Source organism: Paenibacillus sp. P32E, assembly GCF_001909085.1.
GTDB classification, from domain to species: Bacteria; Bacillota; Bacilli; order Paenibacillales; family Paenibacillaceae; genus Paenibacillus_AQ; species Paenibacillus_AQ helianthi.
The window spans coordinates 196,083-219,592 of sequence record NZ_LVYY01000003.1 but is presented as its reverse complement, the minus strand read 5'-3'; the positions used below and the strand labels follow the sequence as shown (position 1 = coordinate 219,592).

Sequence of the window (23,510 nt, the reverse complement as noted above, 5' to 3'; positions counted from 1 at the left end):
GATGGATAGTATGCTTTTGCCTATCTTCCATAAGGAACACTCCTCTTATGGAACGCTAGAAGCTGCGGCTGTCCTGGATATGGATATAGTTGATACCCTGAGGGGTCAATTTGGAGCCGCTTGTGTTCGCAACACGGACCGCTTTTTTACCTTTTCCGCTAAGGGAGAAGCTGATATTGCTGGCCAGATTGTTCTCCTTAATCTGTTCCAGAGCGCTATGATATCCCCCTATTGTTATTCCTTCCAGGTTCTCCAGCACCGGTTCTTTGCCCTCTTCAATTGTCTTGAGAATTTGATAGATCAACGACTTGCTTCCGTCCATCTTCAGCGCCTCCTGCATCTCTATTGTGAGCGTTTACAACATTCAAACTCCGTACACAAATTGATCCCATTTGTATATCTATCACTTATTCGACAGTGAGTATTCATTACCTCTTATTGGAAAATTATTATGCAGTTTGTTTGGACTTACAACCCCGAGAAGGGGGAACAGGAGTCAGAATGACCGATGCAACGGCCTCATACGAGTCCTCCTCCTTCATATTAGTGCAAACCCAATGCCTCTTTCATCAATCGTTCGGGGAAGCTGCTTAGTTTAACCAAAGGACACCGATTGTTTTTTTGATTAAGCGCTATAATATTCATTGCGTGAGGAGGATAATCCGAAATTAAGAATCCTGTCATCTTCACCATGTCTGTCATAGAACCCAGCACACTTCGACTATAGGTTTTCGTGAACTTGATTGCATCGGCTTTACTTACATACTCCGTAATGTTCGAATCACTGACCTCATCGGCTCGCAAGTTCTCTATCAGTGACTGGACGAATAACTGGTTAATGTTTTTAAAATGTTCCTTCTTCATTCCAAATAAAATAAAGTTATACCGCGTCTGATTGTTCATAAAAATCACGTTATTCTTCCTAGCCATCCGGAACACATTAGCATGCCACTTATAGAATTCAGCCTCTTCTTCATTGTCCTGTTCCTCTACCAAAGCGCTAAGCTCAAAAAGCTTCTTCGTCAAAGCTATGGTGATCATGTTGGTTCTCCCTTCGTTGTCCTAATGGGTAGCTGTTTAATGTATTCATAATGTTTTGGACAGCACGGCATGTTCTTGTTTTGTGTAGTCATTATTCGTATAGGTTGCGATAGCTGCCTCATTGTTTGCGCCGGTTATTAATTTAATTTCTTTGACCCCGCGGGCCCGAAGTTCCGCTTCCAGAAAAGAAAGTAATGATGTGGCGCACCCGCTTCTTCGCGCATTCTCACTCACATACATTTCAGTAATTTCTCCGTAAAGCTCCCGATAACATACGGATTTGAAATACTGGCCGCATGCAAAACCTACCGGTGTATCTCCACTTACGCCCAGCGCGACCAGTTCATTTGACGAAACCAGTGTTTCCTGAATTGTATGTATGTCCATTAGAACTCCGTTAAACTCATAGTTAAGCTTTGCCAGACTTTCGGCATCCTCCGGGGTTGCCAGTCTTACCAGGATTGAATTATTCATACTTGTTTAAGAACGCTCCTCTTTCACTCAGTATACAAGCACAGCTAAATACTGGAACTTCCGCCGGCTTGCTGTGGACGGTACAAAAAAGCCTCCAGGTACATGCACCTGAAGGCTTCGTAACTGTATTTGAACTCATAAATGTTATAACACACTAATCTTTAGGTGGAATTTCTCCATTTGATTAGCCGAAAACTGTTGTGTAGCAGCAATTAGTGGGATTTTCTCCACTTCATTCAGAGGAAATCAGCAGATGTGGTCTAATTGAGCTATTTTAGATGGACTTATTCCACCTAATGATGATCCAGCTGCCTAAAGTCTCGGATTAGTGGGAGTAATTCCACTTCATCCATACGTTCATGTTGGGAGCCTCACTCCGCAGCATAAAACATTACTTACGAACGTGTCGATCAAAAAGTCAAACATCGTCTTCAGTCGATGCTGCATGGAAGCCAGCTCAATAGCAGTTAGGACGACAGTCGTAGTTCAGCGCAGTTCAGCCTCAGCTAACACAGTTCATCCGCAGCACAACACGGCTTAGCCGCAGGTAACGTTGCTCCACCTCAGTTTAGCACGGCTCAGCCGCAGGCTTGCCCGCGTCTTCCTTCGTCCGGAACGACGAACCGCAGCCGCAGGTAGCCGTGGCGTTCGGGTTATTAATGGTGAAGCCGCCGGTCATGCCGGATTCCTCGAAGTCGATTTCGAGGCCATTCAGGTAACGGATATCGTCTTTGCTTACGACAACCTTCATGCCCTGAACATCCAGGAATACGTCCTGATCGCTCTCGTTGTCGTCGAAGCCCATGGCGTAGGAGAAGCCGCTGCAGCCGCCTTCAGTAACACCAAGCCGAAGGAACATATTCGGAATTTCCTGTTCAGCCAGCATAGTTTTGAGTTGTTCTGCTGCTGATTCACTAATTGTAATCATGGTCTCTAACCTCCTGAATAAATATTCTGTATTCGATGGCTGATCCAGCCAAAAGTCATTTTTTATATAAAATTAAGTATACTCCACTATCCCCCTGCCCTCAAGTCCAAACTGAACCTGCCGTTTATATCTGCACCCTCCTATCCCATCTCTTCTCAGCGGTTGCCCGCTCCCCTGTGAGAGGTTTATAATAGGTAAAGCGGTATGCGTAAAATTCGGAAAATTGTCACGCAGGCAGCTGACATCGCAGCTATTTGTAATGGACGGCCACTCCCTAAGTTTGTTTTGGGAATTATTCTGCGATGCATTTGCCTCGCCATAACCTTCAGGAGGAATCATATGTCTACTCTTATAACACCCCACACAGACGCCAAAATGGCGAACATCATCGAGAAGGTTCGCGGCGGAGAACGATTAAATTTGGAAGATGGCGTTTATTTATATGAAAGCAATGATTTACTCACCATCGGCCAGTTGGCAAATGAGGTCAATCAGCGCAAGAACGGCAACAAGGTATATTTTATCGAAAACATGAGCCTATATTTCACCAATGTCTGCGAAGCACACTGCGCATTCTGCAATTTCCGCAAGGATGACGGTGAAGAAGGCGCTTATACCCTTTCCGGTCAGGAAATGGTGCAATATGTCGAACAGCACATCCACCCTGGGGTGCGTGAGTTCCATATTGTCGGCGGCCATAATGATAAGGTACCTTTTCAATATTATGTGGATTCGCTTAAGGCCTTGAATGAAGCGTTCCCGCAGGTGACTCTGAAGGCCTACACAGCGGCGGAGATCGATTTCTTCACCCGAATCAGCGGACTCAGTATCCGTGAGGTGCTGGAGGAGCTGCGTGCAGCCGGACTTCAGTCGCTTACAGGCGGTGGAGCAGAAATTCTCTCTGACCAATACCGCAAAAAAATGCGGGTCAACAAAGCCAATGTAGAGGAATACCTGGAGGTTCACCGGACGGCACACCAGCTCGGCATGAAGACCCATACCACGATGCTGTACGGATCGATCGAGTCTCATGAGGACCGCGTGCGGCATATGCTGCAAATCCGGGATCTTCAGGATGAAACGAACGGCTTCATGGTATTCATTCCCCTGTCGATGCAGCCCAAGAATAAGAACGCCGGAATCATGCGCCGTAACTCGGCCTACGAGGACCTCAAAACGATTGCGATCAGCCGTCTAATGCTGGACAATTTCGACCATATTAAGGCTTATTTCATCAATATCGGGGCACAGCTAACCCAGGTTGCCCTGAGCTTCGGCGCATCTGACGTGCACGGCACGATTCTGAAGGAACGGATTAGCCACGCGGCTGGGGCCTTAACTCCAGAGGGACTGACCCGCGAAGAGCTGATCTGGCTGGTGAAGGGCGCCGGTAAGATTCCGGTAGAACGGGATACCTTCTACAACGAGATTAAGGTATACGAATAACTGCAAGCCGGAATTCATCCGATAACAGCTGCAATGGCCATTACTTGAGCCATATTCGAAAGGAAGATGTCATGAGAACAGTACTCGTCTTGGGCGGCGGCTACGGCGGCCTTGCCCTTATTCAAGAATTACTCGACAACCATCTCCCCCATGATGTGGAAATTGTTTTGATTGACCGGATGCCTTATCAGGGAATCAAGACGGAATACTACGCACTGGCTGCGGGCACCGTCACGGATTACCATCTGCGCATCCAGTTCCCGGTTCACCCCCGTCTTACGGTTCGTTACGGAGAAGTGGGCTCCATTGATCTGGGGAGCCGTGTGGTATTTCTGAAGACAGGGGAACCGTTGTCTTACGACATTTTGGCCATTGCACTCGGCTGTACGGATAATTATCATCATATTCCAGGAGCAGAACAGCATACTTGCAGCATCCAGAGCTTCTCCGGGACACGTGAAACCTACCGCCGTCTGAATGACGTGAAACCATACGGAACCGTTAACATTGTAGGTGGCGGACTTAGCGGAGTGGAGATTGCTGCAGAGCTGCGGGAGAGCCGTCCGGATCTGAACATCGCCATTCTGGACCGGGGAGAACGCGTGCTGTCCTCCTTTCCCGCGAAGCTGTCGCAGTATGTAGAGGAATGGTTCAGTGAGCATCACGTGGAGACCCTGGGCCAAATTTCTGTATCCCACGTTGAAAAGGATGCCATCTTCAATGGCACCCAGGCCATTCCCGGAGATGTAACCGTATGGACCGCAGGCATCCAGCCGGTGCAGGTCGTCCAGGAGCTAGAGCTGCCGAAGGACCGGGGCGGACGGATTGTTGTGGGTCAGTATTATAATGTGGCTGATTATCCGGAGGTTTATGTGATTGGGGACTGTGCAAGTCTTCCCTTTGCACCCAGCGCACAGGCGGCAGGAGCGCAAGGTGAACAGGTGGCACAGATTATTCAAGCACTATGGCGCGATGAAACACCGAAGCTGCACAAAATCAAGCTGAAGGGCACCCTTGGCTCTCTGGGCAAAAATGCCGGCTTTGGCCTGATGGGCCGCCGTTCTGTGATAGGACGGGTTCCCCGCCTGCTGAAAAGCGGTGTGCTCTGGATGTCCAAGCGGCATTTCGGCTAAAAAAACCGGGACTAGTCAATTTCAAGATTGTCCCAGGCTTCCTGTTCCTTAATGGCTGCCTCAATGGCTTCTTCAAGCGCTTCAGGAGTTTCTGCTTCAATAATTTCACCGTCAAGCATGGCAAAGGGCTGCAGATAGCATTGCCCGCAATTGTTCAGACAGCCATATTCGATGACATCATATTCGGGATTTAGTTCCAGCTTGCGCTTCAGCGGTTCTGTGCCATGACCGATATTGCTGGCACAAAATTCAATAAGTGGTCTCATGATGTTCTCCTTATTCTGTGTGAACCATTTTATTTTTTAACTTTTTGTACTATAATAAGCATACGAAAGGAGTGATTGAGAAATGAGTGAGAATGTACAAAGCGCCACCATGTATGATGAAGTACTGGAAGTGCTCGATAAACTTCGTCCGTTCCTGCAGCGCGATGGCGGTGACGTCGAACTGATCGATGTCGAAGACGGCATTGTTAAGTTGAAACTTATGGGTGCCTGCGGCAGTTGCCCAAGCTCCACGATCACGCTTAAAGCCGGGATCGAACGCGCCCTCCTTGAAGAAGTAGACGGCGTGGAAGAAGTTATTCAAGTATTCTAATCCCGTATCATAACGATCCCGGCCTTCCGATGAAGAAGGCCGGGATTTTTTTATTATAGTGGATTTCACATGGCGTATCAACTTTTAGGGCGGACAGGTACAGGTACCGGAGTAGCAGAGCTATTAGTAAAGACCAGAGGCTGCCCGAACAGCCACTTATGGCTACCCTGCAATCTCTGGTCTGAATTTCACCTCTCCAGTTATGAATCCCTCTTAGAACGCAGGGATGATCGAACCTTGGTATTCCTTTTCAATAAAGGCTTTGGCTTCCGGGGAAGTCAGTGCTGCAGCCAGCTTCTGAATGGCATCAGAGTCCTTGTTGTCAGGACGGGCTACCAGCAGGTTGGCATACGGAGAATCTGCTCCTTCGATAAACAATGCGTCTTTGGTTGGAACAAGGCCTGCCTCCAGCGCATAGTTGGTGTTGATCAGGGCCAGATCTACTTCATCCAGCTGGCGGGGAAGCATAGCAGCTTCCAATTCCACGATTTTCAGGTTCTTTTTGTTCTCGGTGATATCTGCTGTGGTGGAAGCGATATTGGTATCGTCCTTCAAAGTGATCAGGCCATTTTTGGCCATCAGGATCAAGGCGCGTCCACCGTTGGTGGCATCGTTCGGAATCGCTACTTTTGCGCCGTCAGCCAGCTCATCGATCGATTTGATTTTTTTGGAGTAGGCACCAAAGGGTTCAACGTGAACTGCCGTAACGGATACCAGATCCGTGCCGTTCTTTTGGTTCTGGTCATCCAGGTAAGGCTTGTGCTGGAAGAAGTTGGCGTCCAGTTCTTTCTCGGCCAGCTGTGTATTGGGCAGGATATAGTCCGTGAATTCTTTGATTTCCAGTTTGATGCCTTGCTTTTCAAGAAGCGGGGCAATTGCCTTTAGAATTTCCGCATGCGGTTTCGGGGATGCGCCAATCACCAGCGTTACCGGTTCAGCAGACGGCTCGGTTGACGGCTCTGTGGATGCATTCGCAGCCGGGGCCTTCGTAGCCGCAGAGTTCGCTGCATTGTTGGTATTATTGTTGTTGCCGCAGGCTGCCAGCACCAAAACCAAGGTCAAGCTGAAGAATGTGAGCAGTACTTTTTTCATCTGTAAATCCCCCTCTATTGTGTATGTGTGTATGAATAAGGCTTGTATATGGAAGTACCTTATTTCCGGGTAAAATGTTGAACCAGCCGGTCACCGGCCATTTGCAGCAGCTGCACGAGAATCACCATTAGCGCTACCGAGATTATCATGACTTCCTTCTCATAGCGGTAATAGCCGTATCGGATAGCCAGGTCACCCAGACCTCCGCCGCCGATCATCCCCGACATCGCTGTGTATGAAACTAATGTAACAATGGTAATGGTCACTCCGGCTAGCAGACCTGGACGGGCTTCCGGCAAAAGCACGCGCCAGACGATTTGTCCGGTAGTAGCCCCCATCCCTTGCGCCGCTTCGATCACGCCCCGGTCCACCTCGCGTAGAGCCGTTTCCACCAGCCGGGCGAAAAACGGAGCAGCACCGATTACCAGCGCCGGAATGGTTCCCAGAACACCGATTGAAGTTCCCATGATGCTTTTGCTCAAAGGAATCAAGGCGACCATCAGGATAATGAAAGGCACGGAACGCAGGATATTCACCACGAAAGATAATACCGAGTAAACCAACCTGATAATATAGTTATTTGATCTTCCCCATAAATATAACACAATTCCGAGTGGTAAACCAAGAATAATTGTGAAAATTCCGGAATAAGCCAACATTCGTAGTGTAGCTATGCCCGCATCCAGCATTTCTTCCCAGTTAATTTCGTTAAAATTCAAATTCCCCATTAGCCGAACACCTCCACATCAAGACCTTGCGCTGTCAGTTCGGCAAGAGTTGCCTCAACCGCTTCCAAGCTGCCTTCAAAGCGAACCAGGAGCTGGCCGTATGGTACATCCTTGATCGTTGATATCGTTCCCTGAAGAATGGCAAAGTCCACACCCGTTCTCCGGACCACATGGGAGAGCGTGGATTCATAGGTCTTTTGTCCAAGGAATGTGATTTTGACGGATGTGCTGTACTGTCCATGTACTGCATCCAGCGCTACACGAAGCGGACCTTCATGCTGGTGTTCACTGCGGATAAAATCCTTCGTCACTTCATGCTGCGGCTTCAGGAATACCGTGGCTACCTCGCCTTGCTCGACTATTCCCCCGCCATGTATCACTGCAACCCGATCGCAAATACTCTGAATGACATGCATTTCATGGGTAATCAGCAAGATGGTCAGATGAAACTTCCGGTTGATGTCCAGCAGCAGCCGCAGGATTGAATCGGTCGTCTGAGGGTCCAGTGCCGAGGTAGCTTCATCGCATAGCAGCACATCGGGGTCACTGGCTAGGGCCCTCGCGACGCCAACCCGCTGCTTTTGCCCTCCCGATAGCTGGGCCGGGTATTTACGGCTGTGCTCTTCAAGACCTACGAGCGACAGCAGACCCAGAACCTTCTGTTCAATCTGTGCCTTGGGTGTTCCCGACAGCCGCAGCGGAAATGCAATGTTATCGTACACCGTCGCGGAAGACAGCAGATTAAAATGCTGAAAGATCATACCGATCTTGCGGCGCCGTTCCTGAAGCTGTCCTTGACTGAGTGAGGTCAATTCCACTCCGTCCACCCATACTTCGCCTTCCGTCGGGCGCTCCAGCAGGTTGATGCAGCGGATCAATGTACTTTTACCGGCACCCGAGTGGCCGATGACTCCAAAAATCTCCCCTTTTTGAATCGACAGGTTCAGTCCGGAGAGCGCCGTTGCAGCTTTGCTGCCTTTTCCGTATACCTTGGTCAAACCTTTCAGCTCTATCAAACCATTTGTCCTCCCCAAGTAACCCATATGAAAACCAAAAAGACCTCTTACGATCATTTGCAGATCGAAAGAGGCCCTGTGATTGTATTAACCATGCCTTCTCATCTGCCAACGACCGCAAACCAAGCGGCATTGTAGGAATTAGCACCATGACATTTGAAGAGAGCGACGAGTATCGCTTCACCTACAAATCGGTTGCCGGGCTTCATCGGGCCTATCCCTCCGCCGCTCTCGATAAGAGTTTATTATGAAATTAGTTCCCGCAACATGTAAGCTGCTAATGTAAGCTCAAGTATAGTAAGTTTAAGTTTTTTTGTCAAAGGGAACTTTTTACTGAGGAAGAAGGCCCGGGCTTTAGATTGGCGGCGATTTTACTCTTATGCCACTGCTCATTGCTGTATTTGAATGCTGCTGCCAAGGTCTTACATGCCATTTCAAGGCTCTGCTTCAAATCCTCAAGATGGCTATCCAGATCCTCCAAATGAATTCTGTCATGAAGTCCCTGATGCCGCTGCCACAGATCATCCTGCATTTCAGCATTCATGTAATGGATCTCGGCGTTACGGCGCTTGCGCAGATTCTCCAGCGGCTCCCGGTAGGAATGCTTAATTTCCTCCAGTTCATTAGCCAGTTCTGTATGCTGCTTAAGTAAATGAAACTGGCGAAGCACTGTAAAATAGGAGAAATGGGCTTTGACCTTGCTGGTGTTCAGATCGTACAGACTGTTGAGCACCGTACCCAGCTTGTCGAGCAGTGAAAACACACGAATGAAGCCATCTTTATAAAAATAAACATATCTCGCATATTCACCCTGCTCCATAGGGGACATATCATCCATGTAACCCGCTACAACGGATTTGCGGAAAAAGGCAGCCGCGAACCAGCTTTGCTCCAGCTCGTCCAGTGAAGAGATTAGACCGCGCGTCCAGATTTCAAGCTTGCGGTATTCGTGGTTACGGTCTTCATGCAGGTTCATGTCCTTGCGCAGCATGGATGCGAGCCTGGCCATATTGTCCATCGCTTCAGCCAGCACACCGCTGTTCTCACGGGGCGGCTCTCCGAGTAATATCCGCAGCATCCTGTAACCTCCTCAGTGTGGGAAATAGCTTTTCCAGTTGCGGTCAACCCGCTGAACAATATCCTCGCGCGGAATCAGCTCCTCCGGATACTCCCGTTTCATTCTGGCATCGATCACAAGGGGCAGCTTATAGCCGATATGATGGCGTTTGATCTCACATTCGGCGTATATATCACTGGCCGGATCGAACCTTGTGAACACCGTCCACAGAAAAGAGGTTTGAGTCCGTACTGTATCTGCGGCGTTATCCACCACTATCACGAGCGGCCAGGCCGTTTCCTGGGCTCGCAGAACAGCGACTAGCCGGGACGCAAGTTCAGGATCTTCTTCATAGGATGCACCGGAAACGGCTAAACATCCCCGGCAGTAAGGAATTGCCTGTGAGACACCTGAAATTAGTCCTTCTGTGTATGCATAAGGAAGCTCACGTACTGGACTTCCCACTCCTACCATTATAGCCTTGCTGCTATTGTTCAATGGATTCACCGGATGCCCTTGCTCATGCTGGGAGACATTGCTGTATACCATAAGATCCGAGGCGGGATTGAAGCGCTCCAGTACGTTCTCCAGCAGTCTCGGGAAATCGGTCAGCTCGACCGGCTCATCAGTCAGCAGCAGGAATTTGGTTAAGGACAGCTGGCCTTCCCCCAGAATCCGGTAGGCTGATACCATCGCTTCGTTAGGGTAGCTCTCTCTCACGACAGCAGACACCAGGGAATGCGGACCGCATTCCGAGTACTCCCACAGTGCTTTGACGGACGGCATTAGCAGCGGATACACCGGAGCCAGCAGCCGCTGTATGTACTCCCTGAGGTAGTAATCTTCCTGGTGTGGTTTGCCGACGATAGTTGCCGGATAGATGGCATCTTTCCGGTGCCAAATCCGCTGAACGTGCATGACCGGAAAATCGCGGGGTTTGGAGTAATAACCATAGTGATCACCAAATGGTCCGTCCGTATGACGCTCTTGGGGCGTGACCAGTCCGCGAATGGCAAATTCCGCTTCAGCGGGAATCCGGTGCCCGCCCATCGGGTCCTTGACCATCTGCAGCTTTCGGCCCAGCACCAGAGAGGCTAGCATCAGCTCCGGTATCCGTTCCTGTACTGGAGCCGCTGCTGCGGCAATCAATGCCGGAGGCCCGCCTAAAAAGACGGATACCGGAAGGGTCTCTCCGAGCAGTTCCGCCTCCCGGTGATGGAAGCTGCCTCCTTTATGCTTTTGCCAATGCACTCCCACCTTGCTGTCATCATACATTTGAATCCGGTATATCCCAAGGTTATGGTCATTCGGCTGAGTAATGCTCTCTGTATAGACAATGGGCAGAAGGATCGATGGACCTCCCTCCTCCTGCCAGCTGGTGATGCGGGGCAGCTCCTTAAGGGGATCCGTACTGCGGCAGACGCCAAGTACCGGGGCTTCTCCCTGCGGTACATTCCGGGTTCCCACCTTAAGCAGGTCCAGGAGCAGCCGTTTTTCCTTCCATATCCCGGACGCTGTTGGCGGCAGCAGTGTTTCGGCTGCACTCACCATCGTCTTCATCAGCTGCTCCGGACGCGTTCCGAAGGCCTGATTGGCCCGGCGGACCGTTCCGAAGAGATTGGTTGCCACCGGAAACGGTGTTCCGGTTACATTCGTAAAGAGCAAAGCCGGCCCTTCCTCTTCTACGACACGCCGATGTATCTCTGCAAGCTCCAAATAAGGATCCACCGGAGCATCAATCACGGCAATATCCTTATCCCGGCGGAGCTGTTCAATCCATTGACGCAAATTTCCGTATCCCACTATATCGTTCCTCCTCAAACAGGGCGTTATCTCGCAAAAGTTTGATGAGCGTAGACTATTTATTCGCTCTTTCCAGCTGCCATACGCGCACACTAATGTAGCACAGAACACCGAAGAGTCCGGCAATCAGGAGGATATGCGCCAGTGCGGCAAAAATGTACAGCCGTTCATTATATAGGGTATGAACAACAGCAGCACCGCTGAATACCTGAAGCAGACACAGAACAACAGCAGCACTCCCAAGTGCCCTCACCTCAGGCAGAGCTTTATGTTTCCAGAAGGCTAAATGTCCCAGGCAAGCGATCAGGAGAAACAGCAATGCCGCTGCAACCCTATGCGTGAACACAATGCCCACACCGCCAGACAGCTCCGGTATCCATTCCCCGTTACAGAGCGGCCACCCGGAGCAGCCTCCCTGGGAATCCGTATGGCTGACATAGGCCCCAATATAAACCACTATATAAGAATATAACGCAGCCGCCCATGTTAAGTTGCGGAAGCCTTTGCTGACGCGTGGTCCCGGAGGAGGCGGATTATCCCCCAGCGCATACCGCCTTTTCGACCCGAGCGCAAGCATCAGCGAGCTGGCAAAAGCGATCAGGGAGAAGCCCATATGCAGTGCCATCACCGCAGCCGACTGCGATTTAATCACCGCAAGCGCTCCCATTCCTCCCTGCACCACCACAAATAAAAGCGTCAGCAGAGCGTACACCATCAGATCTCTCCGTTTACGCGCATAACGCCAAAAGGCCAGCATCGAGACAAGGGACATCAGGCCAGCCAGCCCGCTAAATAAACGATGGGTGTATTCGATTAGAGAACCTAGCGTATAGGCAGGAATCAGCTTTCCGTGACAGAGTGGCCATTCATTGCCGCATTCCAGTCCAGAACCGGTTTTGGTAACTACTGCACCACCGAGAAGCGCCAAAAACATGATTAGACAAGTGATGTAGCTGAGCCATTTCAATTGATTCATCGTCAATGAGATCACCCGCAATTTTCTAGGAATGATTGGGATAAGTGCCTGTTGAACAGCTATGTAGCGATTTAATCAAGTGGAAAAGGCTTCGCCGTCCTTTTAAGGGACGGAATCCGTTTCAGCGAGAAATAGAAGGATGATTTATAGCGTGAAACCTATAAATCCTTATATTTTTAGAAAAAACACCGCTTTTGCTCGGGTAGGGCGAAAGCGGTGCATCGTTATTACTTGTGTATAGTCAGATAAACTTCAAGCGCCCTGTCCAGAAAGCTCTCAATCTCTTCACGGGACTTACGCAGCTTGTTGACAAACCTCACTAGCTCGCGTCCATCCGTATATGCAACAAAGCTGGGGATCCCAAGAATATTTTGTTCTTGGCTGACATCGCCTACAGCGTCAACATCCACTTCAACCAGCGTGAGACGATCCGTGTATTTCTGTTCCACCTCAGGCATGAACGGGTCAATGAACTTGCAGTCCGAGCACCAATCGGCCTTGAAGATAGCTACGGTCAGACGGGGCGATTGAATCGACACCTGAAATTCCGCAGGGGAAGTAATTTTATCCATGAACTGAACAGTCCCTTCTTAAGTTAAGAGTAAGCGTCTGCTATATGTTCTTTAAGTGAAGCAAATTGTACGGAATAAGTCAAATAAAAAAGACAGAATAAGACAATTATCATAGAATTATTGTTCAGAACGGATACGTTCGGGCTGCAGCTTCATGAGCGGACCCAGCACCTTCTGCAGTGGCCGCGGATAACCGGCGATTTCCTGACGGCTCAGCACCCCCAGAACAATAAGCAGTACCAGATAGATGACAACAACAGATACACCTACAACAAGACAGGTAATCAAGAAAGCCACCCGGGCAGGCATCATATGGGTAAGAATTAGACCTGCTTCATTCAGTCCGTAACCGATCCCGCCTGAGGCCAACACAGCAACCGCGAACCCTCCCCAGCGTCTGCCAAGGATCTCGAAAGGTATGATGGACTTGAGCATTCTCAGGTTAAGCAGCGTAATCACAATGAAGCACAGAGCCGTTGCTGCAATAATGCCGTAAATGCCAAAAAAGCGGCTGAGAATAAAGTTTGAGCCAAATTTGACGAGCAGGCCGGCCAGCACATAGTACATGGAGATCCGCGCTTTTCCCATTCCGAGCAGAATGGAGTTGGTCGTCATCATGGTAATCTGGAAAATCGTCCCCAGTGTCAGCATCGCCACAATGCCACTGCCGTCCAGGCTGCTGAACAGCAGTCCATTCACAGAATATGCAGCTACCACGAGCGAGAGGACAATAGGTGTTCCTGTCAGAATTGAAATCCGCAGCGCCAGCGTCACTTGCCGCTTCAGATGCACTTCGTCGCGCCTTGCGTAGGCGGCGGAAATGATCGGAATTAGCGAAGTGCTGAGCGCAATCGACAGTACTGGCGGAATTCCGGCTACACTCTGTGCACGGCTTCCATAGATCCCCAAAGCCTGAGTAGCCTCCTTCAACCCGATTTGACCGCTAAGCAGCGGAACGATGAGCGAGGTATCAATAAAGTTCACAACCGGAACTGTAACGGAAGAGAGCACAATCGGTATAGACAGCTTGAAAATATCCTTGTAAATCTTCAGCAGCGGAATCCGGGCTTCGCTTGAATCATACAAAGCCTTTTGCTCCTCGCTGCGGCGGAGCTTCCTTGCATAATACAGCATCACGCCAAACGCCCCGATGCTGCCGAGCACACTGCCGAAAGAAGCGCCCGCTGCCATCCATGTATTGCTGTACCCCTGGCGCAGCAGAATAAACGCAAGTAGAATTGCCGTCGATACCCGGGCTACCTGCTCAATTATCTGCGAGATGCCCCCGGCCATCATATTGTTTCGACCCTGGAAATAACCGCGCATCATCGCAATCATCGGAAAGAGCAGCAGTGCCGGTGCTATCGCCCGGATCGCGAGCGTACTCTCGGGAACCTTGGTATACTCCGCATAATACGGAGCTGCTATGTACAGGACTGTACTCATCAGCACACCGACAACTGCGGCAAAAATAAGCGCCGCACGGTATACCTGCTGCGCCTCATTCGGCCGGTTTAGCGCATAACGCTCAGACACCATTTTGCTGAGCGTACTAGGAATGCCGGCTGTTGCCAGCGGCAGAAGCATCAGGTACACATTGTTCGCCTGTGTAAATGATGCATTCCCGATATCATTGAATAAATGCTCCAGCGGCACCCGCTGGGCCAGACCCAGCACGCGGGCCACGAGCGCAGCCGCGGCCAGAATAAGCGTGCCTTTGACAAATGACTCTTTCTTGGTGGACAAACTGTTTCGCCTTCTTCGCTGTTAAAATTAATACCGGCCAATCCAGATAAAGAAGAGGACGACCATGGCAATTTGAAGCACAATTTTGACTACTGTGCTGCTGAACAGGCCAAGCAATGAACCGAAGCTGACCTTCACGGCCTTGCCCGGATTTGAACCGGCAATCAGTTCACCGGCAAATGCGCCGACAAACGGACCGATCAGCAGGCCAAACGGTGAAAGGAGGATAGGGCCCAGGATGAGGCCGATCGTGCTGCCGATGACCGAGGCGCGGGAGCCGCCGAATTTTTTGACACCCCAGGCCCCGACCACATAATCCGCCACAAACAGCACAACCACGATCAGCGTCTGAATAATCCAGAATCCCGCACCAAACGGGTCGAAGGAAAAGAACCAGCCATATACGAAAAAGGCCAGATAAATCGCCAGCGCGCCCGGCAATATCGGATACACCGCTCCGGCCAGGCCTACGGCGAATAAAGCAATAATCAAAACCCATCCCAGAATCGCCATTCCTTCAACTCCTAAAAATTTTAATTCAAATCAAGATATACTTCTCAATCACTTCTGCAATCCCATCGTTGTTATTCGTGGCGACTACGGCGTCCGCCTCCTGTTTCACTACTTCCTGCGCGTTGCCCATCGCTACACCAAAGCCGGACTGCTGAATGGCGGCCAGATCGTTTAGACTATCTCCTACCGCGACCACCTGGGACATCTCTATACCCAGCAGCTTGCAGACCTCCCGAATGCCGGAAGCCTTGTTCACACCAAGCGGATTAATCTCCAGATTGTGTGGGGTGGAATTCGTAATTTCGAGGCCGCCCAAATCCTGAAGCTGCATCAGCAGCTTATGGCGGATCTCGTCGTCTTCTGTAGAATAACCGAACTTGAGCCATTCCCGGCCTTCAATATCTCCATCCCAATTGTCGCGGTTATAGACCTCGTCCACCGAATACGCCCAGAACCAGATTCCGTATTCTTCAGCGATTTCATGCATTCTTTTGACCAGCATCATGTCCATCAGGGAACGGCGGTACAGCTCATGAGGCGCACGCCACACTTCACTGCCGTTCACCATAATCATCGGAGTTTCAAGCCCAAGCTGCTCTGCGTAAGGCATTGCGCTCCGTGACGAGCGTCCGGTTGACAAGCAGACATGAACGCCTGCATCCATTGCTTTTTTAATCCATTCCACCGTTTTTGGGGTAATCTGTTGTTCATCATTCAGCAGGGTTCCATCCATATCCAATGCCAGCAGGCGGTATTTGGCAATCATTTGCCACCCCTCCATTCTTGTATGCTCTCTGGTGTCAGAGAGCTGTATATTTTTGGATCTAGTCATTCCGGCGTCGTTACATTCTGTCGTTCAGTCCATAGTATCAGTTGTTTGTTGCCGGAGTATTTTCCCCTGACGTATTCGGAACACTACCGGCCGTCGTATCTTGAGTTTTCAAGCTTTTCTTAGGCACGCCATCAAGTCCATATTCCCAATCATAAGCATCGAAAATTTTGCGGGCGACCGGCGCGGCGCTGTTGGAGCCAAATCCGCCTTCAGGAATGACCACAGCTACAGCCAGCTTGGGCTTATCCCGCGGAGCAAAGGCAATAAAGACGCCGTTATCGCGCAGTTCTCCTTTGGCCTGCTGCTGGGATGTCCCTGTCTTGCGGGCAAAGTCATACGGGAAATCATTAAATGCAGTCACCTCACTGCTCATCCCTTTTTTGATTTCTCTCCAAAAGGAATCGTCAAACGTGGTGACTTTATCCAGCTCCTCTCGGCCAAAGGTCTTGACAACCTTGCCGTTTGAATCCGTAATTTTGCTGACCAGCTGCGGTTTGATCCGGATGCCTTCATTAGCAAGGGTGGAAGCATACTGCGCAAGCTGCAGTGTAGTGTAGCTTCCCTGCTGTCCGAAGGACGCATATACCAGTGCCGCTTGGGCACTTCCCGCCGCTTTGGTATCCGAATAGTTGATTTGCCCCAGAAACTCTCTGGGAAGGCCGCTTTGTGTAGATACGCCGAGGCCAAATTCCTTCATATATTTGTCCCAAACCTCAATGCCCTTGCTTCCATACTTGTCGTACAATTTCTTGCCGACCATATCGACCATGAATACGTTAGAGGATTTCGTGATCGCTTTAGCCGGGTCCATGGGACCGTATACGTGGCCGGAAGCGTTTCTAACCTTGGTTTCATGCCCTTCCTTACCGAAAGAGGTACTGCCTGTATCGGTGTAGATAGAGCTGGTACTGAAAAGCCCTTCATTCAGGCCTATGAGTACGCTCAGCGGCTTAATTGTTGAACCCATCAGCAGTACCGAGCGGAGTCCATTACCTGAAACACCCGAAGAAATCGGATTGATGGTTCCGTTCTGATAATTATCGATGATGCGGTTCCAGACATCGGTAGGCAATGATCCCGAAGTCCATACATTGGTATCATAGTCCGGCATGCTGGCCATGGCGACAATATTACCTGTATCCACTTCCATGGCTACCGCATAGCCGGTAATGGCGTTAGGATGCGTTTTACCCTGCACAGCATGGGAATGCAGCCAGCTGATCTGCTCGGTAATGGCCTTTTGCGTCTTCAGCTGAATATTCTTGTTAATGGTCGTCCACAGGTCATTCCCTTTCACTGGCGGAACGACCTTTTCGACCTTTTCAGCCATGTTCTGCGGATTGACCGAGATCACCTGGTAGCCGTTCTTCCCGCGTAGCTCTCTTTGATACTGCAGCTCCAGACCATCGAATCCGACAAATTCATCATCCTTGTAGGTCAGACCCGGATCAGCATCCAACAGTTTCATCGCATTTTGAATATTTTTGTATATATCCAGGCTGCTTGAAGACTTAAAAGGCTTGATATAGCCGACAGTCTGCACCGCGACTTTATCCTTATCATAGTGGCGGTTGCTTTCTTCGACTACTTCGAGTCCCGGAAATTCCGCTTTATGCTCCATGAAATAAGCTACCTCCTCAGAGGTAAGGCCTGCCTTAATCCGCCGTGCCATGAAGCCGGAATATTTCTTGAAATTGAGATCAAGGGAATTGATGACATCGTTAACCGTCAGCTTTTCCCCTTTAGGGTCGCCATACTTATTAAAAGACTCCACCAGCTTGTTAGCCAGCGCATAGGCATTCGCCCGGGCCTCCGGGGTGAACGAAGTAATCTTTGTTTCCTTGTCCGTAGATTTCGCTGTATACTCTTTCGTTAGCGTGATATAAAGCGACTGGACAGACGTGGAATACGCAATTTCCTCTCCACCGGAGGCACGGATCGATCCCCTTATGGCTGCGAGCGGCACATTTTTGGTATCACGGCTGGTCTCTACCTCCGTTAAGGTAGGGCCTTCCACGAATTGAACAACGGCAAGACGGATAATAATGACACAGAAAATAATAAACGTGCTGAAGAAAAACACGTTGAGCCGCAGGCCAAGCGAGCTCTTGCTGTCCTTCTCGTCTTGGGAAGAGGCCTGCTTACGGAAAACACTCACAGTTTTTCACTCCTCTACATCTTAAAATAAACCTTCATTCCGACGTTGACGCCGCTACAGGTGGTACGTTCTTCTTAGGTACTCCAGTCAGCCCGTATTCCCAGTCATACGCGTCAAAGATTGCACGCGCAACCGGTGCAGCACTGTTGGAACCAAATCCGCCTTCAGGAATCACTACCGCTACCGCCAGCTTGGGGTTCTCACGCGGGGCATATGCGATAAATACGCCATTGTCCCTGACTACTCCGTACGCATCCATCTCAGAGGTACCAGTTTTGCGGGCAAAATCATAAGGAAATCCGTCAAAAGCCTTGACGGCAGTATTCATTCCTTTTTTGATCTCCTTCCAGTAGGAAGGATCGAATGTGATTTTATCCAGCACTTCACGGTGATACTCCTTAACGGTGTTGCCATCCGCATCCGTGATCTTGCTGACCAGCTGGGGCTTGATCCGTTCGCCCTCATTGGCGAGGGTTGCCGTGTACTGGGCCAGCTGCAGTGCTGTATATTTACCTTTCTGGCCGAAGGATGCGTAGACCATGGCTGCCTGGGTACTTCCGGCCGCCTTGATATCCATATAATCGTTGGCCCCGGCACTTTCATGCGGCAGCCCGCTCCCAGTGGATACCCCCAGGCCAAAAGCCTTCAAATATTTATCCCAAACCCCCGTCGCTTTATCCTGATATTTCTTGTACAGCGGATCTCCGACCTTATCGACCATAAAAGCATTAGAGGATTCCTGAATGGCCTCCGCCGGATGCAGCAGTCCGAGTACATGACCGGAGGAATTACTAACAGAAGCATTGTCATCCTTGCCGAAATAGGCGATCCCTTTGTCGTTATAAGTATCACTGGTAGAGAATAAGCCTTCATTCAATCCAATTAACACACTTAACGGTTTAATGGTGGACCCCAGGTATACAATGGACTTCAGGCCATTGCCGGATATACCGGAGGTGGTATCTGTAATTGTACCGTTCAGGTTGTTATCCCTAATCTTATCGTATTCCTCAGGCGCAACCTTTTCCGAAGTCCAGACATTTGTATCATAATCCGGCATACTGGCCATCGCAACCACATTGCCGGTATCCACTTCCATAGCCACGGCATACCCGGTCAGGGCATCAGGATGAAGTTTCCCCAGTACCGGATGGGTATGCAACCAGCGAATCTGATCCATAATTGCCTGCTCGGTTTTAAGCTGGATGTTCTTATTGATCGTCATCCAGAGGTCATTCCCTTTGACGGGCGGGACTGTTCGGGTGACCTCCTCCGCCATATTCTGCGGATTGACGGAAATCGTCTGGTAGCCGTTTTTTCCGCGCAGCTCCCGCTGGTATTGCAGTTCGAGGCCGTAAAAACCGACAAATTCATCCTCTTTATACGCTAAGCCCGGATCGGCATTATTTTTCTTCATCGCACTGCGGATATTCTTATAGCTATCTTCTTTATCGGAGGATTTAAAAGGCTTAATATAACCCACCGCCTGTACAGCCACGGTGTCTTTGTCATAATGGCGGGCCGCTTCTTCCACAATGGACAGACCGGGATATTGCTCCTTGTGCTCCAGAAAATGGGCCACTTCCCTGGGTGTAAGACCTGTCTTGATTTTACGCGGATAGTAGCCCAGCGCCTTTTTGAAATGGAGATCGAGCAGAGCTGTAATATCTGCTTGCGTGAGCTTTTTGCCGGATGGGCCGCCATATTGATTGAAGACGGATTCCAGTCTCGCTGCCAGCGAAGCTGTATTCGCTTGGGCACTCTCCGTGAACTCATATTCATTGGTTTCCTTGTTCTTATAGGTCTCTGTATAGTCTTTGGTTAAAGTGATATACAAGGATTGGACGGATGTATTGTACGCAATCTCCTCTCCACCGGCAGCATGAATAATCCCCCGGATCGCGGAAAGAGGAACAGCCTTAGTCTCTTGACTCTCTTCTACTTCGGTCAAAGCCGCAGCTTCGACGAACTGCAGTGAGGCAAGACGAATAATTATGACACAAAAAATAAAAAAAGTGCCGAAGAAAAACAGATTTATGCGGAGACTGGGTGCACTTCGGCCATGAGCTTCATCCGGACGTATCCCCGGGTGGCCAAACCATTTCACAGTGTGTCCTCTCCTTATCAGATTGCAGTTATAGAACCTATTCAAACCGGAGTCTGAGAGGCTGCTCAATATGCCCTGTTATTGTACCATATATCTCAAGGCTGCCGCTTCCTTCTCAGAGCACACTTTCTTTAATATGGGTTTTATCAAAATCCTTGCTGTTGAACCAGTCCCCGCTGCTCGCCCACGTGGAATCAAGCGGTATCCAGGCATGCCTGTCCGGCAGGTATACTTCATTCCAGGCATGGGCGCCATATCCGCCCTGGCCATCGTAGCCCTGTCCCGTAACTACACGCACCTGAAGTCCCTGTGAGCGTGCCATTACGGCGTAAAGGCGGGCATAATCAATACACACACCAAGCCGGGTATCAAAGGTATCCTGCGGGGTCTGTTCATGCCAGATGCGGTTCTGCTCGTAATTCTCAGCCTTACCATAGTCATAGGCAATCCGTGAGCCAACCCAGTCATACAGCAGTTTGGCCTTGTCCTCAGTTCCCTCAGCTTGTCCGGCAATATCGGCGGCGGCCCCCACAATATCGGGTGAAATCTCATGATCAATGACTTCATATTTCCGCCGCAAAATATCATTCATCTCATCAGCCACCGCTTGGGTCAGTACCGGCAGTCTGCTGCGCATATCCTCACCGGCAAGCGGCTCAAATACCGCTGCCGCACTCTCACTATAGATGGGGGAGGATTCCACATAACGGCTGAAGCCGCTATCGGGATTCAGGCCGACACCAATGTACAACGCAAGAATAAGGACAAGACCGCGCACCAGTCCAATAACACCGCCGATAACCGCACCGCTAAGACGGCTGGCTAAGCTAATCTTCCGGTCCGATTCTCTCGTCCGAAAGCGGGGCAGGCGGAAAGGAAGCAGCAGGAACAACAGCCCGAGCAGCAGCCGGATCAAGCTGTAAGATACCAATAGAAGCAGCAGAAAACGGACAAAAGGTGATCCTGCCAGCACAGATACGGCAGTGTAATACAATTGCTGCCATCCGCTGAGCTGAGTGTCCGGAAGTACTATTCCTGACGCCCAGGTTCCTGCGATAGGCGACAAATGCATCGCCGCAGGAATGGCCAGCGCCAGCGCCAGAATAGTAAGCACCCCGTTTCCTAGCAGGCCGAACAAGCCTCCCGCCGCTCTTGCGAAGCCTCTGCCCCAGCCCTGCAGCAGTGAAAAAAGGACAACCACAACCAACAGGATGGAGATGATGTTGGCTTCACTTAGGCTGTCTATCCATCCCTTAAGCATGTTTGTCCCCCCTTTCCATTTCTCTGTAAAGTCATATCAACTATAAGCAGCCTTCCTGGAAACCTATTGATTTTTCCGGGCTTCCTCAATAAAGGATTGGGTGGTTTCCGTCATACTCCATTTACCGAGACTCACTCCGCGGAAAATCACTTCCACCTTATCCTCACCGGCAGCACCCTTGACTTCAAGATTAGGTGTTGTAATGGTAAAGGTGCCGTCGCCTCCAGAAGTGTACTTGGCTTCCTTGGCTTCTTTCAGCATCATATCCTGTGCTTCGCTCTTGAGTGTACTTACCGTTCCATCCGTAACCTTATTCACAGCGTTGCCAATTTGGTCAAGCGTAACCCCGCTGTAAATGAACAAGCCAGCTACAATAGCAATGACTATCGCCCATTTCAGAACTGTCTTAATCAGATTAATTACCGCAAACAGCAGCACAAGAGCAATAACGATAACCAGCCAATTCTCCCTAATAAACTGTGACCACACTGCCGGATCCATCAATTTCACAACACCCCTATCGCCATATTTCGTCACTACAGGGCGCATGTCCCCGGGACATTTCAATAATAATAATTATTATACATGAATGACCTATATAATTCATGGCTAAGCAGCTTCCTGCCAGCCATCCCCAAGAAAATGGTATAAGCCTACCAGACCACACGTAAAGTACAAGTAGGTCATTGTCCGAATCCTTGGTAACAAGTGATCGCTTCATTAACCCTTATTTGTTAAAAAGCGCCTGCCTGTGCCTTGGTACAGAGTCAGGCCCCTGTGGAGGTGCTTTCTTTTGAAAACCGCGCTGTGGCTGTATTTATTTCTCTTTCTGGCCTTCTTCGATTTGCATGCCCAGTACCCTATTCTTACACCGTTTGCCATCTCTCTGGGGGCGGGACCGGCCTTCATTGGCTGGATGATGGGCATGTATTCGTTGACGCATCTTCCCGGCAATCTGCTGGCCGGTGTGCTGGTCGACCGTAACGGCAGCCGCCGTTACATTGTGTTCGCGCTTACGGCAGCCGGGGCCATTCTGCTGCTTCAGGCTCACGCACAGCTTCCTTGGCATCTGCTGATGCTGCGGGCAGCGAGCGGTTTCGCCCTGGCCTTCCTCTCCCCGGCCTGCATGACACTCCTGGCCTCGCTCTCTTCTGATCCCGCGACCCAAGGGAAATATATGTCCGGCCACGGGATCATCCATACGTTAGCGTCCGTTGTCTCACCAGCGGCCGGAGCTTTCATTGTGGCAAAGGCCGGCTACTCCGGCACCTTCACCACTTTGGGCTGGCTGCTGATCTTCACAGGTGTGATGGCCTTATTCAGCGTGCCTAAGCATGTTCAGAGCCTGGCCGCCTCGAACCCTGCTCTGCCTTTGCACTCACTCTCACAAGCTCCGGCCCAGGCGAACCCTCCTGTATCCCGGCGCTATTATCTGCTGCCCTTCTTTGTTTCCTGCTCCCAAGGAGTACTTTTCTTTGAACTGCCCCTGTCACAGGGCAGTGATGGAATGATCTCTACCGGAATCCTGCTGTCATTGCTTAGCTTGGGGGCACTAGTCACGCTCAGTCTCTTCTTTCTGAACCGGCTTGCACCAGGAATAAGAATCGCTGCAGCACTACTAGCCATGGCACTCTGCTTCTTCACGATGGCTGCGTTCCGGGGCATTCCCGCCGGCGTGGTTCTCTTTCTGCTTGGGGCTGCCAAAGGCGTGCTCTTTCCGGCGATGGCCTCACTCTTCATCAGCCTTGGAGGTGCCGGACGCATGGGCCGGACCTTCTCGCTGCAATCCATTGCCATGTCGCTTGGCGCTTTTGCCGGTCCGGTTGCAGCAGGACAGCTCCGGGACTACGTCTCCCCGTATTTCATTGCCTTTGTGCTGCTGATGACCGCTCTGCTGCTGCTGCCGCCCAGAACCTCAGGCAAGCTGGCCTACCGGCCTGAGTGGAACAGTCCGGCCGCTTAAATAGGACACCTCCTTCCCCTGAAACACTGAATGATGTGGGTAGGCTAATATACAAACCCTATGGTGC

Annotated in this window: 23 protein-coding genes and 1 riboswitch; of the genes, 4 read left to right on the top strand and 19 right to left on the bottom strand. The window is 50.4% G+C overall.

Annotated features, from left to right (window positions below; genetic code table 11):
- Nucleotides 1-55: 55 nt before the first annotated feature.
- The 4 genes from A3848_RS04960 to A3848_RS04945 form a co-directional block, all read right to left on the bottom strand.
- A complete protein-coding gene (locus A3848_RS04960; RefSeq protein ID WP_074083843.1) occupies nt 56-322 on the bottom strand; it encodes a hypothetical protein in 267 nt (88 codons plus the stop codon).
- A 221-nt stretch (nt 323-543) separates the two neighbouring features.
- On the bottom strand, nt 544-1,041 hold the full coding sequence (locus tag A3848_RS04955; RefSeq protein ID WP_074083842.1) for a DUF6933 domain-containing protein: 498 nt from the start codon (nt 1,039-1,041) through the stop codon (nt 544-546).
- A gap of 45 nt (nt 1,042-1,086) precedes the next feature.
- On the bottom strand, nt 1,087-1,515 hold the full coding sequence (locus A3848_RS04950; protein ID WP_074083841.1) for a GNAT family N-acetyltransferase: 429 nt from the start codon (nt 1,513-1,515) through the stop codon (nt 1,087-1,089).
- 568 nt (nt 1,516-2,083) lie between these two features.
- Nucleotides 2,084-2,443, bottom strand: coding sequence for a HesB/IscA family protein (locus A3848_RS04945; RefSeq protein WP_074083840.1), 360 nt, complete (start codon nt 2,441-2,443; stop codon nt 2,084-2,086).
- Nucleotides 2,444-2,782: 339 nt separating this feature from the next.
- Between A3848_RS04945 and mqnE the strand changes: the two genes are divergently transcribed.
- The gene (gene mqnE / locus A3848_RS04935; RefSeq protein ID WP_074083838.1) at nt 2,783-3,889 is read left to right on the top strand and encodes an aminofutalosine synthase MqnE; all 1,107 of its coding nucleotides are present in this window, start codon (nt 2,783-2,785) and stop codon (nt 3,887-3,889) included.
- 71 nt (nt 3,890-3,960) lie between these two features.
- Complete coding sequence (locus tag A3848_RS04930; protein ID WP_074083837.1) at nt 3,961-5,022, top strand: NAD(P)/FAD-dependent oxidoreductase; 1,062 nt, start codon at nt 3,961-3,963, stop codon at nt 5,020-5,022.
- Between the two features lie 11 nt (nt 5,023-5,033).
- On the opposite strand, the gene A3848_RS04925 is transcribed toward A3848_RS04930, so the two are convergent.
- Nucleotides 5,034-5,288 (bottom strand): YuzB family protein, encoded by a 255-nt coding sequence (locus A3848_RS04925; protein WP_074083836.1) that lies wholly within the window; start codon nt 5,286-5,288, stop codon nt 5,034-5,036.
- An 82-nt stretch (nt 5,289-5,370) separates the two neighbouring features.
- On the opposite strand from A3848_RS04925, the gene A3848_RS04920 reads away from it, so the two are divergent.
- A complete protein-coding gene (locus A3848_RS04920; protein WP_074083835.1) occupies nt 5,371-5,619 on the top strand; it encodes a NifU family protein in 249 nt (82 codons plus the stop codon).
- Between the two features lie 213 nt (nt 5,620-5,832).
- Here the strand turns inward: A3848_RS04920 and A3848_RS04915 are convergent, their stop codons facing one another.
- From A3848_RS04915 to A3848_RS04850, 14 genes are all read right to left on the bottom strand, one after another.
- Entirely contained in the window at nt 5,833-6,711 is an 879-nt protein-coding gene (locus A3848_RS04915; protein WP_074083834.1) for a MetQ/NlpA family ABC transporter substrate-binding protein, read from the bottom strand.
- A gap of 59 nt (nt 6,712-6,770) precedes the next feature.
- Nucleotides 6,771-7,439 (bottom strand): methionine ABC transporter permease, encoded by a 669-nt coding sequence (locus tag A3848_RS04910; RefSeq protein WP_074083833.1) that lies wholly within the window; start codon nt 7,437-7,439, stop codon nt 6,771-6,773.
- The gene (locus tag A3848_RS04905) at nt 7,439-8,455 is read right to left on the bottom strand and encodes a methionine ABC transporter ATP-binding protein (RefSeq protein WP_074083832.1); all 1,017 of its coding nucleotides are present in this window, start codon (nt 8,453-8,455) and stop codon (nt 7,439-7,441) included. Before A3848_RS04905 ends, A3848_RS04910 begins: the two co-directional genes overlap by 1 nt.
- 98 nt (nt 8,456-8,553) lie before the next feature.
- Nucleotides 8,554-8,696: riboswitch (SAM riboswitch) on the bottom strand.
- A 75-nt stretch (nt 8,697-8,771) separates the two neighbouring features.
- Nucleotides 8,772-9,533, bottom strand: a complete 762-nt coding sequence (locus A3848_RS04900; RefSeq protein WP_074083831.1) for a Cthe_2314 family HEPN domain-containing protein — start codon at nt 9,531-9,533, stop codon at nt 8,772-8,774.
- Between the two features lie 12 nt (nt 9,534-9,545).
- Entirely contained in the window at nt 9,546-11,315 is a 1,770-nt protein-coding gene (locus tag A3848_RS04895; protein WP_074083830.1) for a UbiD family decarboxylase, read from the bottom strand.
- A 55-nt stretch (nt 11,316-11,370) separates the two neighbouring features.
- Complete coding sequence (locus tag A3848_RS04890; protein ID WP_143192339.1) at nt 11,371-12,297, bottom strand: COX15/CtaA family protein; 927 nt, start codon at nt 12,295-12,297, stop codon at nt 11,371-11,373.
- 221 nt (nt 12,298-12,518) lie between these two features.
- Nucleotides 12,519-12,863, bottom strand: coding sequence for a thioredoxin family protein (locus A3848_RS04885; protein WP_074083828.1), 345 nt, complete (start codon nt 12,861-12,863; stop codon nt 12,519-12,521).
- Between the two features lie 117 nt (nt 12,864-12,980).
- Complete coding sequence (locus A3848_RS04880; protein ID WP_074083827.1) at nt 12,981-14,609, bottom strand: putative polysaccharide biosynthesis protein; 1,629 nt, start codon at nt 14,607-14,609, stop codon at nt 12,981-12,983.
- Between the two features lie 27 nt (nt 14,610-14,636).
- Nucleotides 14,637-15,122: a DUF456 domain-containing protein gene (locus A3848_RS04875; RefSeq protein WP_074083826.1), complete on the bottom strand. Its 486-nt coding sequence runs from the start codon at nt 15,120-15,122 to the stop codon at nt 14,637-14,639.
- 25 nt (nt 15,123-15,147) lie between these two features.
- Nucleotides 15,148-15,888, bottom strand: a complete 741-nt coding sequence (locus A3848_RS04870) for a Cof-type HAD-IIB family hydrolase (RefSeq protein ID WP_074083825.1) — start codon at nt 15,886-15,888, stop codon at nt 15,148-15,150.
- Nucleotides 15,889-15,991: 103 nt separating this feature from the next.
- Nucleotides 15,992-18,112: a peptidoglycan D,D-transpeptidase FtsI family protein gene (locus A3848_RS04865; RefSeq protein WP_074083824.1), complete on the bottom strand. Its 2,121-nt coding sequence runs from the start codon at nt 18,110-18,112 to the stop codon at nt 15,992-15,994.
- Nucleotides 18,113-18,146: 34 nt separating this feature from the next.
- Complete coding sequence (locus A3848_RS04860; RefSeq protein WP_074083823.1) at nt 18,147-20,219, bottom strand: peptidoglycan D,D-transpeptidase FtsI family protein; 2,073 nt, start codon at nt 20,217-20,219, stop codon at nt 18,147-18,149.
- Between the two features lie 115 nt (nt 20,220-20,334).
- The gene (locus tag A3848_RS04855; protein WP_074083822.1) at nt 20,335-21,480 is read right to left on the bottom strand and encodes a transglutaminase-like domain-containing protein; all 1,146 of its coding nucleotides are present in this window, start codon (nt 21,478-21,480) and stop codon (nt 20,335-20,337) included.
- A gap of 63 nt (nt 21,481-21,543) precedes the next feature.
- Nucleotides 21,544-21,981, bottom strand: a complete 438-nt coding sequence (locus A3848_RS04850; RefSeq protein WP_074083821.1) for a hypothetical protein — start codon at nt 21,979-21,981, stop codon at nt 21,544-21,546.
- A gap of 292 nt (nt 21,982-22,273) precedes the next feature.
- On the opposite strand from A3848_RS04850, the gene A3848_RS04845 reads away from it, so the two are divergent.
- Entirely contained in the window at nt 22,274-23,443 is a 1,170-nt protein-coding gene (locus A3848_RS04845) for an MFS transporter (RefSeq protein WP_074083820.1), read from the top strand.
- The last annotated feature ends 67 nt before the right edge of the window (nt 23,444-23,510 follow it).